Raw genomic sequence first — 15,022 nt, forward strand, 5'->3', positions numbered from 1 at the left:
AAGCATCAGCCGATGCTCGCCAATGAAAGGCTTTCCATTTGGAAGGCTTTTTTTGTTTTCCTCCCTTTTTTAGTAGATGTTATGGGCCACATAATGCATCAAGGAAGCGGCCAATTTGGCCGTTTGTGAATCAATGTCGTAGGTGGGATTCATTTCGGCAATGTCCAGGCTGATCAACTTTCCAGAACCTATGATCGTTTTTAAGCACTCCAAAACAATATGGGGGGTAAAGCCCATGGGAGAGGCGGCACTTGCCCCTGGCGCATAGGCTGATGAAAACCCGTCCAGGTCAATGGTCACGTACACATGGTCCACATTCTTGACAAAGGCATTGATCCATGTGGTGATTTCCTCCAAAAATGGGATTTGGAAGGTGTCAATAAGAATGTAATTGGCCTTAAGGTCACGAGCGGTTTCAAATAGGATACGGTCATTTGCATCTTTGCGAATACCCAAACAGAGATAGTTGAAATCAATGTCTTTCTTTTGGCAATCCTTGGCAATCTGGTAAAAAGGCGTTCCCGAATTGCTTTGTTCCGTATTCTTTCGAAGGTCAAAATGCGCATCAAAGTTGATAATACCAATGGTTTGGTTCCCTCCCTTTGCATCCAAATAGTTTTTGATGCCCCTATAATGTCCATAGGACATATCGTGACCACCTCCTAAAACAATGGGAAACTGTTTTTTCGTCAAAAGGGAAGTGACGGCATTGGAAAGGGCGTCCTGTGCAGCTTCCATATCGTCATCGGTACAACTGATGGAACCCACATCCTGTAGCAATATATGGCTCGCCAGATGATTGGGCATTTTCCCGAAACTACTTTTAATGGTATCTGGACCATTCACAGCGCCAACCCGTCCTTGGTTACGCCGGACCCCTTCGTCACAGGCATATCCCAAAAGGGCAATCGATTTTTTATGGGGTTCCGAAAGTTCGGTCAGGGGAGTGCAATGTACCTTTTCGTGCAGGTATAACCATTTGTTGGAAACCCTGCCTGTCCAAAGGTCTATTTTCGGGGGGTCGTAGTACTTCATCGCATTAAAAAAGATGGTCCAAAATGTCGGAATCCACAAGATAGGGCAAAGTTACCTTTAAATTTGGGGTGCGGTCCATTTCTCGTTCAATGGCAAACCGTGCTTCTTTGTTTCTGGCCCAGCTTCTACGGGAAATTCCATTGTTTACATCAAAGAACAGCATTTTCTTCAAGCGGATGGAAGCTTCTTCGGAACCGTCGAGCACCATGCCAAATCCACCGTTGATTACTTCGCCCCAGCCTACGCCTCCACCATTATGGATGGAAACCCAAGTGGCGCCCCTAAAACTATCGCCTATCACATTTTGGATGGCCATATCGGCGGTGAACTTGCTGCCGTCGTAAATGTTGCTGGTCTCCCGAAACGGAGAATCGGTTCCACTTACATCGTGATGGTCACGACCCAATACTACGGGAGCACTGATTTCCCCATTAGCAATAGCCGTGTTGAAGGCATCGGCAATCTTGCTTCGTCCTTCTGCATCGGCATATAGAATTCGCGCTTGAGAGCCGACCACCAATTTGTTTTGCTCCGCTTCCGAAATCCATTTGATATTGTCCTGCATCTGCTGTTGGATTTCTTCGGGAGCTTCGGATTTTATCTTTTGCATCACCTCAAGGGCAATGGCATCTGTTTTTTGAAGATCTTTTGGGTCGCCAGAGGTGCAAACCCATCGGAAGGGACCAAATCCGTAATCGAAACACATGGGTCCCAAAATATCCTGTACGTAGGAAGGGTATCTAAAGTCGATGTTATTTTCAGCCATCACATCCCCACCCGCTCGGGAAACTTCCAATAGAAAGGCGTTGCCGTAATCAAAAAAGTAAGTGCCTTTTGCGGTGTGCTTGTTGATGGCATTGATTTGTCGGCGTAGCGATTCCTGTACTCTTTCCTTGAATGCTTCGGGATTGTCTACCATTAAGGTGTTGGATTCCTCAAAAGAAAGTCCAACGGGATAATAACCACCTGCCCAAGGATTGTGTAAGGAGGTTTGGTCTGAACCTAAATGAATGAAAATGTCCTCTTCGTAAAAACGTTCCCAAACATCTACCACATTACCGATGTAAGCCAAAGAAACCACTTCTTTGTGAGCTAAAGCTTCTTTAGTGCGAACCACCAATAGGTCCAAATCCACCAACAATTCATCCACCCAACCTTGGTCGTGTCGTTTTTTGGCAGCCTCGGGGTTGACCTCTGCACAAATGGTAATTCCTCCTGCAATATTCCCTGCTTTGGGTTGGGCACCACTCATACCACCCAATCCAGCAGTCAAGAAAATCTTGCCCTCTGGAGATTCGTCTTTGTCCAATACTTTTCTGAAAGCGTTCATTACCGTGATGGCGGTTCCATGCACAATGCCTTGTGGGCCAATGTACATGTACGATCCTGCCGTCATCTGCCCATATTGAGTCACGCCAAGGGCGTTGAAACGTTCCCAATCATCAGGTTTGGAATAGTTCGGAATCATCATCCCATTGGTGACCACGACTCTAGGCGCTTCTTTGGATGAAGGGAAAAGTCCCATTGGGTGACCTGAGTACATGTTCAGGGTCTGTTCTTCGGTCATTTCCGCCAAATATTTCATGGTGAGCAGGTACTGAGCCCAATTTTGGAACACTGCGCCATTGCCTCCATAAGTGATCAATTCCTCGGGATGTTGAGCCACGGCAGGGTCCAGATTGTTCTGGATCATCAACATAATGGCAGCAGCCTGATGCGTTTTCGCTGGGTAATCCGAAATAGGTCGTGCATACATTTCATAATCCGGCTTAAATCGATGCATATAAATGCGACCGTATGTTTTTAGTTCCTCGGCAAATTCTGATGCGAGTTCTTTGTGCCAAGCTTCGGGAAAATAACGTAGCGCATTTTGTACGGCCAGTTTTTTCTCTTCTTTGGAAAGGATGTCCTTTCGTTTTGGAGCGGGATTGCCATTACTTGGATAGGCTTTGGTGGTAGGTAATTCCGAAGGGATTCCTTGAAGAATTTGTGATTTGAAATGATCTTTTTTCATTAGTAATAAAAATGATTTGTTATTCCTGCGAAAGCAGGAATCCAAAATAGGGTAGTGGATTCCGCATCTCGCTTCGACTACGCTCAGCAACCGAGCGGAATGATAAAGTTATTGGCAAACGTTAATTCCATTTTTCCATACCATACTTGGTTTTAATTGCCCTTGGTGGTAGGTGATTTCTTGGTAATTATCTGTTGGGAAAACCACAAAGTCGGCTAGTGCACCTGCCTCCAGTTTTCCACGATCTTCCAATCGTAATGCTGCGGTAGCCCTGAAGGTAATTCCAGCCAAAACTTCTGTGTTGGACAATTTTTCAAAGGTTCCCAAAATACTGGCTTGGGTCAACAAGTCGCCCATGGGGGCGGAACCAGGGTTATGGTCACTGGCAATGGACAAAGCGCCACCGAAATCCAAAATTTTACGGGCTGGGGTGTAGGCGCATCCCAAACCGAGGGATGCTCCTGGCAAAGCTGTGGCAATGGTGTTGCTTTTGGCCAGCAATTGAATTTCTTTTTCGGTGCTGGCCTCCAAATGGTCAGCACTCACAGCATCAAAATCGACGGCTACTTGACTTCCTCCTATGGTGAATTGGTCGGCATGTACGGTAATGTCGAATCCCATTTCCTTTGCTTTTTGAAAGTAGGGTTTGATTTCTTCAGGGGAAAAAGCACTTTCTTCCACAAAGGCATCCACGCGATGGGCTAGATCTTCAGTCTTGATGATAGGGAACAATTCATTGATGATGACATCTAGATATTCTTGGTCTTGATTCCAATCTTTGGGTTTCATGTGCGCCGCCAAACAAGTTGGGACCAAAGTAGCGTTGGAGGTTTCATTGGCCTGTTTGATGGCACGTAGCATTTTCAGTTCTTCATCCACGGAAAGGCCATAACCGCTTTTCACTTCAATGGTGGTGACCCCATTTTTGAGATGCCTTTTGCTTCTGGAAATGATGTCCTTGACCAATTCTTCCTGCGAAGCTTTTCGGGTTTGGGTCACTGTGTCCCAGATACCACCACCTGCCTTGGCAATTTCCAAATAGGTTTTTCCTGCATTACGGAAGGCGTAATCGCGTGATCGGGTACCGCCAAAACAGATATGGGTATGTGAGTCCACAAACCCCGGTAAGCAAACATGGTCACCTTCGATGTGGTGCACATCGACATCACCAGATTTTAAGGCGTCAAAAACCCCAACCTCGAGGATTTTCCCATCAGCAACCAAAATACCCCCATTTTCGATGATGGGTAATTGCTCATCTTTGAGAGCTCCTTTTAAAGGAAGTCCCGTCATGGGGAGCAATTGGGTGAATGGTCCTATTAAGAGTGGTTTGTTCATTTTAGTATGTTTCAAATTCGTCGAGATGCGGTGCGTCCCAAGTCAGTTCTTTTTCTTTCATTACCGATTCCACCAAATCTATGATCTCTCGGTTTTGAATGATTTCAATTCCTTTTTCAATGTCATCTGCAAAAACTCGGTCGTTTTCGGCAAAAGCGACCTTGGTTCTTAGGAATGTATGGATTTCATCCAATAAAATGCCTGATTTTAAGGGTTTTCTATATTCGAAGGCCTGGGCTGAGGTCAACAATTCAATAGCGAGGATTTTTTCCACATTCTCAATAATATTGAGCGCTTTTCTACCGCTGATGGACCCCATACTTACATGGTCTTCCTGTCCCAAAGAGGTGGGGATGCTATCGGCACTGGCGGGGAAACACAAACTTTTGTTCTCGCTGGCCAAAGCCGCAGTAGTGTACTGTAGAATCATATAGCCGGAGTTGATTCCCGTATCGTTCATCAACAATTTGGGAACTCCGGGACTGTTGCCTTCAAGGGCCAAATAGATGCGTCGGTCTGAGATATTTCCAATTTCCGAAGCGGCCAAAGCGGCATAATCCAAAGCCATGGCCAAAGGCTGTCCGTGAAAGTTTCCACCGCTGATGGTAAGTTCATCATTGATGATGACGGGATTGTCGGTGACCGAATTCAATTCGATTTCCAACAATTCCTTCAAATGCAACCAAGCATTTCGGGATGCGCCGTGTACCTGAGGTATACAGCGAAGGGAGTAGGGGTCCTGCACCCGTTCACAGTCAATATGGTCCTCCAGAATCTCGGAACCTTGAAGTAGCGTACGAATTCTACCGGCCACATGTTGGTTACCTTTGAAAGGTCGTAATGCATGTAGTTCTTCAAAAAAGGGTTTCATGGAACCTTGTAGGCCCTCTAGCATCATGGCGCCGATGATGTCCGCATGTCGTAAACAATGTTGCAATTTGTGTACGACCATTACCCCATGAGCGGCAATAAATTGGGTTCCGTTAATCAGGGCTAGCCCCTCTTTTGGACCCAAATCGAGGGGTTTCAATCCCGTTTGGTTAAAAAGTTCCTGGGTGGGGATAGTCTTTCCTCGGTATTCCACTTTGCCCAAACCAATCAAAGGCAGAAATAAATGGGACAGTGGGGCCAAATCGCCAGATGCCCCTACCGAACCTTGGGAGGGAACTACTGGAATGGCATCGTTTTCCAAATGCCAAAGCATGCGTTGCAGGGTGGTTTCGGCAATGCCCGAAAAACCTTTGGCCAAAGCATGGATTTTAAGAATCAACATAATTTTAGCCAATTCGGTGGAAATGGGGTCTCCCACACCCACGCTATGACTTTGCAGTATATTGGATTGAAGGATTTTGGTATCGGCTTTGGATATCTTGGTGTTGCACAATGGGCCAAAGCCTGTGTTGATGCCATATACGGTATCTCCCTTTTCCACGATACGCTGTACCCGCTCGTAGCTTGCGTTCACATTTTTTAGACATACTTCGGAGAAAACACCTGTAATAGTGCCATGGGCCAACCCCAAAGAAATACTAGCCGTTAAATGGTCCTCGCCAAATTGAAATGTTCGGTCTATTGCCATGTTTTTAAATTAGTTTACTAACAGATTGTCTGCAATTGCTTATGGTGAAGTGTCACTTCGAGCGCAGTCGAGAAGTTATAGGACCCAATGTCTTAAAAGTGAGGTCTCGACTGCGCTCGACCTGACAACTTTTTGTTTACATGATACATCACTGTTATTCAAAAGTATCAATTAGGTTTAATAATTACCAATACTTATTTTTGTAATAATCAATAAGTATGAATTATCAAATAGAACTTCGACATTTCATTTATTTTTTGGCTGTGGCCGAAGAACTGCACTACAGAAAGGCGGCGGAACGGTTGTTTATTTCCCAACCTGGTTTGAGTACACAAATCAAGCAAATGGAGGGGATATTGGGCACCCAACTTTTTGTGAGGGACAAGAAAAAGGTGAGTTTGACCCAGGCAGGGGAGTTTTTAAAAAAAGAGGTTGAATTTATCCTCAATCACCTGGACCAGACCAAAAAACAGGTAAAACTCATTGGGGATGGACAATTGGGAGAGGTGCGTATTGGTTTTTTGGGTTCCGCCATGCAAAATGTGGTGCCGAACTTATTATTGGGGCTGAAAGAAAAGTATCCTACCGTACATACCACCTTGGAAGAACTTTCCAACCGGGCGCAGATCAATGCGATATTGGCCGATCGATTGGATTTGGGCTTTGTACGATTGTCACGCGTACCCAAGGGACTGGATGTAAAACCTGTTTTTGAGGATACTTTTTCCTTGGTATTGCCCGAGGACCATCCTTTGGATGCAAAGCATTTCAAGAACATCAATCAAGTGGCGGATGAGGATTTTATCCTTTTTTCCCAAGATTATAGTCCTATGTATTACGATACGGTACTGAGTATTTGCGAGGATAGTGGATTTGTGCCCCATGTTTCCCATAAATCGGTTCATGCGCAGACCATTTTTAAATTGGTGGAGAATAAATTGGGGATTGCCATCGTGCCCACAACGCTTCAGCATGGTTTTCAAATGAAGGTGAAATTCATAGAAATGAAGAACATAAAGCAACGAGCCGTATTGAGCATGGTCTGGAAGACCGATAATAGAAATCCTGCACTTCAAAAATGCATGGATTTACTTATGAAATTATGATTCCAACATTTTGGGGAGTAACTTTGGATTTCATCTAAAAGAATAGCTATGATTTTTGATTTGATTAAAGAAAGAAGAAGCATTTTTCCTGCCCAGTATATAGATAAGCCCATCGCCAAGGAAACCCTAGAAAAGATTTTGGAAGCGGCCAACTGGGCCCCAACCCACAAGAAAACAGAACCATGGCGTTTTAAAGTGCTGACAGGGGATAAGAAACAGGAATTGGGGATTTTCCTTTCCAACAAGTATGAGGAAGTGGACCCCAAACCAAAACAGGTCACAATCAAAAAATTACAATTCAACCCGTCCAATTCGGCTGCGGTGATTGCCATTTGCATGCAGCGAGACCCTATGGAAAGTCTTCCCGAGTGGGAGGAAATCGCCTCTGTGGCCATGGCTGTCCAAAATATGTGGTTGTGTTGCACCGAATTGGGCATAGGCTGTTATTGGTCTTCTCCGGGACTCATTAAATACATGGATGAATTCTTCAAATTGAATGAGGGGGAAACCTGTTTAGGATTTTTCTATATGGGGTATTACGAGGGTGATGTGGAGTTGTCCGCTAGAACTCCAATTACAGAAAAAGTGGAGTGGTTGGATTAACTGAAAGTGAAAATGTCCCCCGCATATTTTACGGCAATGTAGACGTAAAAAATGGCGTAGAAAACAGTCAACACCAATTTCATAAAGGTGCCCGTTAAAAAGCCCAAAAACGAACCAAATGCCGCCTTAAGGGCGGTTTTTTGGTTGGCCTTGTTCAACAATTCACCCACCAAAGCACCGATAAAGGGCCATATAATAATTCCGAATGGGCCAAAAACAGGAAAAAAGATGGCCACCAACAACCCAACTATGGTTCCCCACATGCCCGCTTTACTGCCACCAAATTTTTTGGTGCCCATGGCGGGAATCACGTAGTCCAGAACTGTGATAGTGATAGCTATGACAAAAGTAACTCCAAGGACCCACCAGTTATCGGGGACAGCCTTGGTCAGATATAATAACAATAGTCCAACCCAACTTATGGGCGGTCCGGGGAGTACAGGCAAAAAACTGCCCAATATCCCAACCAGCATCAGAACAAATCCCAAAATCAATAAGACAATATCCATGGTATGGTGTTTATGGTTAGACAAATGTAGGGCACAATTGTTACAAAGAAAGTGGAATAAAACCGACTTGGTAAAGATTTCGTAAGTAGATTTGAAACCCAGAAAGCAATGCTTTTGAAACCGATACCGACATATTCCAAATCCAGACTCACACGAGCAAGTTGCCTTGCACTATGCCTTTTTTATTTGGTGGGACTTTTCAATGGACTTGTGATCGAAGTATTGCACGAAGCATCCCATGCTCTGGATACCGGCACCCATCAACATGGGGGAGAAGGACATCATAGTTTTTTTACAGATCATCAAACAATTGATTATTCGTCCTTGGAGGCCATGGCGGGCCACTCTCACGAAGCTTTGGAGGCCTTAAAGGATTTATTGGAAGCCAATCAGCCTGATGAACAAAAGTCGAAAGATGAGGTCACCTTTACTTTGGATAAACATTTTGTTGAAGAAACCCGTATTACATCGGAAATAAATACACTGCAAGTCAATGATAGAAATTGGGCGTATCAGGGCATAACTTCTTTTTGGCACCAAAGTGTGACAACTCCCCCTCCCAAGAACTGCTGAAAAAAGGCTAGGCCAATTTTTAAGAATAGGTTCCAATCCTCTTTGGAACGGGTCTAGTGTTTCCATAGTTCAGATCTATTTATATAAATCAAATTAAAAAGACAACGACATGAAATATTTTATGGCGGTATGTTCCCTATTGGTCATGGGGGCAATTGCCGCGCAAGATTATAAGGGTCAATTGGTAACTGCCGATGGCTCCCCGTTGGAAGATGCGGGCATATTCAATAAGACCAATGGCCAACACAGCCATACTGACGGAACCGGGCATTTTGTTTTGGACCGCACCTCGGTGAACGATACCATTTATTTTTCGAGATTGGGCTATGCCACCCAAACTAAGGTGGTGCGTCCTGAAGATCTACAACAACCCGTTCGGATTGTACTCAATGAAAGTTCCATTTCCCTTGATCAAGTGGTGTTGGTTTCGGAGGTTAATGCCTTGAGTCGCCTAGTGGATGTGGATGTAAAGACCAATCCCGTGAAATCATCCCAGGAAATCCTTCGAAAGGTCCCTGGGTTGATTATAGGGCAGCATGCTGGAGGCGGTAAGGCCGAGCAAATATTTTTGCGCGGTTTTGATGTGGACCACGGTACCGATGTGGCCATCAATGTGGACGGGATGCCGGTGAACATGGTCTCGCATGCCCATGGTCAGGGGTATGCCGACCTTCACTTTGTGATTCCGGAAACCATTGAAAACGTCAACTTTGGCAAGGGGCCATATTATATGGAACAAGGTGATTTCAACACGGCCGGTTATGTGGATTTACGGTTGAGAAAAAGTCTATCAAATAGTATGGTGTCCACCGAAGTGGGACAGTTTGATACACGACGGTTTCTGGGGATGTTCAATGTGTTGGAGCAAGGGAATAGCAATGCTTATTTGGCTTCCGAACTGTATCTGACCAATGGCCCGGTGGAATCGCCCCAGAATTTTAATCGCCTTAATATTTTGGGAAGATATCGCTATGCCTTGCCCGGCGATCAGGAGTTGTTGTTGACCGCTTCGCATTTTCAAAGCAAGTGGGATGCCTCGGGACAGATTCCGCAGCGAGCCGTTGATCAAGGATTGATAAGTCGTTTTGGCTCCATTGACGATACCGAAGGCGGGCAGACCAGCCGGACCAATTTTGTGGTAAACCACAATAAGAATTTGAGCGATGGAAAATCGCTCAACACCATGGCTTTCTTGTCGCAATATGATTTTGAACTGTATTCCAACTTTACTTTTTTTCTGGACGATACAGTAAACGGAGATCAAATCAAACAATATGAAGATCGTATGATGTTGGGGGCCAGGACCGTATTCAAAAACAATACGGCGCAATTGGGATCCACAAATTTTAAATACCAGGCGGGGATAGGGTTTCGATACGACAATGTGGATGACAATGAACTCTCCCATACCTTGAACCGACAAGAACTTTTGGAACGATTGGCCTATGGTGATGTGGATGAGGTAAATAGCTATGCTTTTGCGGGGGCCTCGGTGAAGTCCGGGAAGTTTACGTTTGAGCCGGCCTTACGGTTGGATTATTTCAAGTTCGATTATGTGAACAAGCTCAGTGAGCTGTATGACAACCGAAGTGAGGAAAAAGTGGCCTTCAGTCCCAAGTTCAATACTATTTTTAGTCCAACGGCAAACACCCAGTTCTTCCTAAAAACCGGGATGGGGTTCCATTCCAACGATGCCAGGGTCGTAGTCGCCAATCAAGGCGAGGATATTCTTCCTACGGCCTACGGTGTGGATTTGGGAACCATCCTAAAGCCTGTGGACAGGCTAGTGTTGAACGCTACCGTTTGGAGCTTGTTCTTAGATCAAGAGTTTGTGTATGTGGGGGATGCCGGTGTGGTGGAACCCAGTGGCAAGACCCGTCGATTTGGATTGGAAGTGGGAGCCAGGTATCAACCTTTTGAAGGGCTTTACCTCTATACCGATGCCAACTATACCCATGCCAGAAGTACGGAAGAGGCCAATGGGGAAGATTACATTCCCTTGGCTCCGGATTTTACCGTGGTAGGTGGATTTACGGCAGGGACCGAACAAGGGTTTTCAGGGGGACTGAATTATAGATATTTGGACGACAGACCGGCCAACGAGGACAATTCCATTGTGGCGGAAGGCTATTTTGTGACCGATGCCACCTTGAATTATGGTTTGAACAACTGGACGTTCAGTGTAATTGTGGAAAACCTGTTCGATACAGAATGGAACGAGACCCAATTTGCTACAGAGAGTAGATTGTTCAGTGAACCTAGCCCCGTGGAAGAGATACATTTTACCCCGGGAATGCCTTTTTATCTTCGAGGAAAGGTGAGCCTTACCTTCTAAAGAAAAATCCGCTGGGGAGGTATACTTCAGCGGATTCTTTTTGAACTTTTTAACTATAAAATTAGTTTAAACTAAAAGTTTAGTTATATTTGTTTTATGTTGAACTAAAAAATTAGTTGAAAAATGAAACAACTCACCAAAGCAGAAGAAGAAGTGATGCAACTCCTCTGGCAATTAAAAAAGGCCAATGTAGCAGCCATTCTGGAGGAACTGCCCGAACCGAAACCCGCCTATAACACCATTTCTACCATTGTTCGGATCTTGGAGGACAAAGGTTTTGTGTCGCATGAAAAAGTGGGCAAGGGGCATGTGTATTTTCCCTTGGTCCAGAAATCGGAATATAGCAACCAAAGACTGAACACTTTGGTTGATGGGTATTTTCAGGGTTCCTTCTCCAGCATGGTCTCTTTTTTTATGAAGAAGAACGACATCAGCTTGAAAGAGCTAGAAGAGATCATGAAAAACATTAAAGACAAGGAGCAATGATTACCTATATCTTGGAGTGTCTGGTATTTCAATTGGTCTTTCTATTGGCCTATGACCTTTTTTTGAAGAAAGAGACCTTTTTTCAGTGGAACAGGGTTTATCTCTTGGTCACTTTCGTTCTGTCTTTGGTGTTGCCTTGGGTCAAGATAGAGGCATTCAAGACGGTTATGCCCCAACAGTTTGCCGAAATCCCGGTATTAATGTACCAATTGGATGGAGTGGTATTGGGAGCGGAAAACGCAAGCCGGTTTTGGGAAGTGTTGCCATGGTACTATTGGGTAATGGGATTGGGAAGTATTATCGCCGCCTGTTGGTTGGGGTATAAGTTGTTTCAGATCATAAAACTGAAGAAGAACGGGGTTGTGGAGCATCACCCGGATTTTACCAAGATCACGGTAAAAGAAAGCGTATTGGCCTTTTCATTCTTCAGGAATATTTTCTTGGGTGGAAATATTGAAAAAGAGAAAGAAGTCCGCATTATTGCCCATGAACTGGTGCACATCAAGCAATGGCATTCCCTAGATCTTCTCTTTTTTGAGCTGGCCCGAATCGCTTTTTGGTTCAACCCTTTGGTCTATGTGTACCAAAACCGAATGGCGGAACTGCATGAATTCATTGCCGATGCCAAAGCGGTGAAAGAGCATAAAAAAGCACATTTTCAAATGCTGTTATCCGAAGCGTTCCAAACACAGAACATCAGTTTTGTCAATCAATTTTTTAATCAATCATTAATCAAAAAACGAATAGTCATGTTACAAAAAAAGAAATCAAAAGCCATTTGGCAGCTAAAGTATGTGGGATTGCTCCCCCTTGTTTTGGGGATGTTGGTGTACACTTCATGTGAGAATGAGACAAACCCAGATGAGGATAATTTCATCCAAGCCACTGCAAAGGCAACTGAGCTTTCGTACTCCCAACTTTATGATAAATTAAAGGAATTATCGGAGAGTGGTAAAGAATGGGAGTTCATCCTAACCAATGAGGATGGGTCCTATGCGCGCTATAAAAAATCCAACGATGGTTCGTACATCGAATTTGATGGTGCTGAAGATGTCATATATGGAACAATGGCTGTTGTTTTTGACGAGAATAGGGATAGGCCTAATTCAATTTACGGGTTAGACGATAAAGGGATGAGTATACCTATTGCATTTGTGGATGAAGCTCCAATTTTCCCAGGTTGTGAAGATGCAGTGGATAGAAGGGCATGCTTTGTGAAAAACTTGCAAGAGCATATCCGCAAGCACTTCAATTACCCTAAGGAAGCTCAGGAAAAAGGTATCCAAGGCAGGGTAAATGTAATATTCATTATAGACACTGAAGGTAGGATTGTGGATATCAGAAAAAGGGGGCCTAATGAGTTATTGGAGAACGAAGCTGTACGGATTATAGAAAAACTACCCCAAATGCAACCAGGTAAGCAAAATGGCGAAGCGGTAAATGTTCCGTTTTCAATCCCTATAGCATTTCAACTTGAAAATGGACCAGAGGGAGGAATAGATGGTGATATTAAAAAAATTGCCCAAAGAATTGTTGATAGGCCCAGGTTTTCCGACATTGACGAAGCTCCTATTTTTCCAGGATGTGAGGATGCGACCGACAAAAGAGCATGTTTTTTAGAGCATGTTCAAACCCATATACGGAAACACTTCAATTACCCTAAGGAGGCCCAAGAAATGGGAATTGAGGGGAAAGTCTATGTGATTTTCAAAATAGATGCCAATGGGGCCATTGCGGATATCAGAACTAGGGGCCCCCATGAATTGTTGGAGGCGGAAGCGGAGCGGATCATAAAACGATTGCCGGTCATGCAGCCCGGAAAACGAAAAGGAGAGGCAGTGGATGTTCCTTTCTCCATACCCATAACCTTTAAACTTCAGTAGTCGTAATAGTTGGAAGTAGGGAGGCCTGAAACATTTTCAGGCCTCTTTGCTTTTACCATTCTTCGGTAAAAAGTCGTAATTTCAGCCAAATTCTCGGGGCTGTTATGCAGAAGTACATGTTGTTATTTTTTTTTGGTTTGCTGGTTTCCTGTGAACTCTTTATGTCCAAGGAAGAACAGACCCAGAAAGTGGTCAATGAGAAACTGTTGGCCATAGACTGGAACGATGTGGACCAATACCCCCTTTTTGAAGATTGTGATGAAATGGCCACAAAACCTGTCCAGCGGGATTGCTTTCAAAGTGTGATGATGGACTATTTTTCCGAAGCACTCTCCGGCTTGGAATTTCAGGTGGATAACGATATGAACGATACGGTCTACATTGATTTTCTCATTGATGAACACGGTTTTATCTCCGTGTTGAACGTAGAGGAAAAGAACACCGTGCTCAATGAAATATCGGATTTTAACTTACGGGTCTCCGAACGCCTGAACGATTTGACCACCGTGGCCCCGGCCCTAAAACAGGGGAACCCTGTCGGTCTTCGATTTAGACTACCTTTGGTACTAAATACCCAATAACGATTTGGCAACAGAAAAAATCATTTTAGGGATAGACCCGGGAACCACCATTATGGGGTTCGGGATCATCAAGGTCATCAATAAACAGATGCATTTTGTACAGATGAACGAGTTGATGCTCAAAAAATACGACGATCCCTATACCAAGCTCAAACTAATTTTTGAACGTACCTTGGAGCTCATCGACACCTACCATCCCGATGAAATAGCCATTGAGGCCCCATTTTATGGAAAGAACGTACAGTCCATGCTAAAGTTGGGCCGTGCGCAGGGTGTGGCCATGGCGGCGGGGCTTTCACGACAGGTCCCCATCACCGAGTACATGCCTAAGAAAATCAAAATGGCTATTACCGGAAATGGAAATGCCAGCAAGGAACAGGTGGCCAAAATGCTTCAAAGTGTCTTAAAATTAAAATCGCTCCCTAAGAATCTGGACAGTACCGATGGTCTGGCCGCTGCGGTATGTCATTTCTACAATGAAGGCAGGGTAGAAGTTGGGAAAAGTTACACAGGCTGGGAGGCTTTCATCAAACAAAATCCAGATAAAATTAAGTAACAATCTACAATGACCAATTAACAATAAACAATACCCAAATGAACCTACTTTATGAAAAACCAAAATCCCTTATTGGAAAAATCTTATGACTTTGCCTTGCAGACGGTCAGTTTGTATAAGCGCATAGTTGCATCAAAAAAAGAGTTTGTGTTGTCCAAGCAAATGCTACGCTCAGGAACATCCATCGGAGCAAATATCAGTGAGGCCAATGGCGCAATTTCCACCGCTGATTTTTCGGCGAAGATTTCAATAGCCTATAAAGAAAGTTTGGAAGTGAAATATTGGTTGTCCCTCTTAAAGGATGCCGATTACGTTACTAAAACAAATGCCAATAAATTGATTGCGCAAGCTGATGAACTATCGAAAATCATGTTCTCCATCCTAAAAACCACAAAAAGGGCGAAATGATTATTGTAAATTGTTT

At 44.2% G+C, this 15,022-nt stretch carries 14 protein-coding genes; 9 read left to right on the plus strand and 5 right to left on the minus strand.

Features of this window, described 5'->3' with window-relative positions; all coding sequences use genetic code 11:
* Window positions 1-69: 69 nt before the first annotated feature.
* The 4 genes from hutG to hutH form a co-directional block, all read right to left on the minus strand.
* On the minus strand, window positions 70-1,035 hold the full coding sequence (gene hutG / locus F8C76_RS14740; RefSeq protein WP_152132436.1) for a formimidoylglutamase: 966 nt from the start codon (window positions 1,033-1,035) through the stop codon (window positions 70-72).
* A gap of 4 nt (window positions 1,036-1,039) precedes the next feature.
* Window positions 1,040-3,049 carry a urocanate hydratase gene (gene hutU / locus F8C76_RS14745; RefSeq protein WP_152132437.1) on the minus strand — a complete coding sequence of 670 codons (2,010 nt, stop codon included), beginning with the start codon at window positions 3,047-3,049 and terminating at the stop codon, window positions 1,040-1,042.
* A 108-nt stretch (window positions 3,050-3,157) separates the two neighbouring features.
* Entirely contained in the window at window positions 3,158-4,387 is a 1,230-nt protein-coding gene (gene hutI, locus F8C76_RS14750) for an imidazolonepropionase (RefSeq protein ID WP_152132438.1), read from the minus strand.
* Between the two features lies 1 nt (window position 4,388).
* Entirely contained in the window at window positions 4,389-5,966 is a 1,578-nt protein-coding gene (hutH, locus tag F8C76_RS14755) for a histidine ammonia-lyase (RefSeq protein WP_152132439.1), read from the minus strand.
* Between the two features lie 218 nt (window positions 5,967-6,184).
* Between hutH and F8C76_RS14760 the strand changes: the two genes are divergently transcribed.
* Complete coding sequence (locus F8C76_RS14760; protein WP_152132440.1) at window positions 6,185-7,072, plus strand: LysR substrate-binding domain-containing protein; 888 nt, start codon at window positions 6,185-6,187, stop codon at window positions 7,070-7,072.
* Window positions 7,073-7,120: 48 nt separating this feature from the next.
* A complete protein-coding gene (locus tag F8C76_RS14765; RefSeq protein WP_152132441.1) occupies window positions 7,121-7,675 on the plus strand; it encodes a nitroreductase family protein in 555 nt (184 codons plus the stop codon).
* Here the strand turns inward: F8C76_RS14765 and F8C76_RS14770 are convergent.
* The gene (locus tag F8C76_RS14770) at window positions 7,672-8,184 is read right to left on the minus strand and encodes a DUF456 domain-containing protein (RefSeq protein WP_152132442.1); all 513 of its coding nucleotides are present in this window, start codon (window positions 8,182-8,184) and stop codon (window positions 7,672-7,674) included. The two genes, F8C76_RS14765 and F8C76_RS14770, sit on opposite strands and share 4 nt — an antisense overlap.
* A gap of 186 nt (window positions 8,185-8,370) precedes the next feature.
* Here F8C76_RS14770 and F8C76_RS14775 point away from each other — a divergent pair, with 186 nt between their 5' ends.
* The 7 genes from F8C76_RS14775 (at window position 8,371) to F8C76_RS14805 (ending at window position 15,006) form a co-directional block, all read left to right on the plus strand.
* Window positions 8,371-8,757 (plus strand): hypothetical protein, encoded by a 387-nt coding sequence (locus F8C76_RS14775; RefSeq protein ID WP_152132443.1) that lies wholly within the window; start codon window positions 8,371-8,373, stop codon window positions 8,755-8,757.
* Between the two features lie 109 nt (window positions 8,758-8,866).
* Window positions 8,867-11,092 carry a TonB-dependent receptor gene (locus F8C76_RS14780; RefSeq protein WP_152132444.1) on the plus strand — a complete coding sequence of 742 codons (2,226 nt, stop codon included), beginning with the start codon at window positions 8,867-8,869 and terminating at the stop codon, window positions 11,090-11,092.
* Between the two features lie 123 nt (window positions 11,093-11,215).
* Window positions 11,216-11,578, plus strand: coding sequence for a BlaI/MecI/CopY family transcriptional regulator (locus tag F8C76_RS14785; RefSeq protein WP_129655690.1), 363 nt, complete (start codon window positions 11,216-11,218; stop codon window positions 11,576-11,578).
* The gene (locus tag F8C76_RS14790) at window positions 11,575-13,461 is read left to right on the plus strand and encodes a M56 family metallopeptidase (RefSeq protein ID WP_152132445.1); all 1,887 of its coding nucleotides are present in this window, start codon (window positions 11,575-11,577) and stop codon (window positions 13,459-13,461) included. Before F8C76_RS14785 ends, F8C76_RS14790 begins: the two co-directional genes overlap by 4 nt.
* 104 nt (window positions 13,462-13,565) lie before the next feature.
* A complete protein-coding gene (locus F8C76_RS14795) occupies window positions 13,566-14,042 on the plus strand; it encodes a hypothetical protein (protein ID WP_152132446.1) in 477 nt (158 codons plus the stop codon).
* A 4-nt stretch (window positions 14,043-14,046) separates the two neighbouring features.
* Window positions 14,047-14,598 (plus strand): crossover junction endodeoxyribonuclease RuvC, encoded by a 552-nt coding sequence (gene ruvC / locus F8C76_RS14800; RefSeq protein WP_152132447.1) that lies wholly within the window; start codon window positions 14,047-14,049, stop codon window positions 14,596-14,598.
* A gap of 51 nt (window positions 14,599-14,649) precedes the next feature.
* Window positions 14,650-15,006 carry a four helix bundle protein gene (locus F8C76_RS14805; RefSeq protein ID WP_152132448.1) on the plus strand — a complete coding sequence of 119 codons (357 nt, stop codon included), beginning with the start codon at window positions 14,650-14,652 and terminating at the stop codon, window positions 15,004-15,006.
* The last annotated feature ends 16 nt before the right edge of the window (window positions 15,007-15,022 follow it).

It is taken from the genome of Flagellimonas olearia, assembly GCF_009184425.1.
GTDB lineage: Bacteria > Bacteroidota > Bacteroidia > Flavobacteriales > Flavobacteriaceae > Flagellimonas > Flagellimonas olearia.

Bases quoted from the DNA above. Each gene is read 5' to 3' on its own strand.
- F8C76_RS14780 (WP_152132444.1), top strand. From the start codon at position 8,867: ATGAAATATTTTATGGCGGTATGTTCCCTATTGGTCATGGGGGCAATT.
- F8C76_RS14770 (WP_152132442.1), bottom strand. From the start codon at position 8,184: ATGGATATTGTCTTATTGATTTTGGGATTTGTTCTGATGCTGGTTGGG.
- hutI (WP_152132438.1), bottom strand. From the start codon at position 4,387: ATGAACAAACCACTCTTAATAGGACCATTCACCCAATTGCTCCCCATG.
- hutG (WP_152132436.1), bottom strand. From the start codon at position 1,035: ATGAAGTACTACGACCCCCCGAAAATAGACCTTTGGACAGGCAGGGTT.
- F8C76_RS14790 (WP_152132445.1), top strand. From the start codon at position 11,575: ATGATTACCTATATCTTGGAGTGTCTGGTATTTCAATTGGTCTTTCTA.
- F8C76_RS14805 (WP_152132448.1), top strand. From the start codon at position 14,650: ATGAAAAACCAAAATCCCTTATTGGAAAAATCTTATGACTTTGCCTTG.
- hutU (WP_152132437.1), bottom strand. From the start codon at position 3,049: ATGAAAAAAGATCATTTCAAATCACAAATTCTTCAAGGAATCCCTTCG.
- F8C76_RS14795 (WP_152132446.1), top strand. From the start codon at position 13,566: ATGCAGAAGTACATGTTGTTATTTTTTTTTGGTTTGCTGGTTTCCTGT.
- F8C76_RS14765 (WP_152132441.1), top strand. From the start codon at position 7,121: ATGATTTTTGATTTGATTAAAGAAAGAAGAAGCATTTTTCCTGCCCAG.
- F8C76_RS14760 (WP_152132440.1), top strand. From the start codon at position 6,185: ATGAATTATCAAATAGAACTTCGACATTTCATTTATTTTTTGGCTGTG.
- F8C76_RS14785 (WP_129655690.1), top strand. From the start codon at position 11,216: ATGAAACAACTCACCAAAGCAGAAGAAGAAGTGATGCAACTCCTCTGG.
- hutH (WP_152132439.1), bottom strand. From the start codon at position 5,966: ATGGCAATAGACCGAACATTTCAATTTGGCGAGGACCATTTAACGGCT.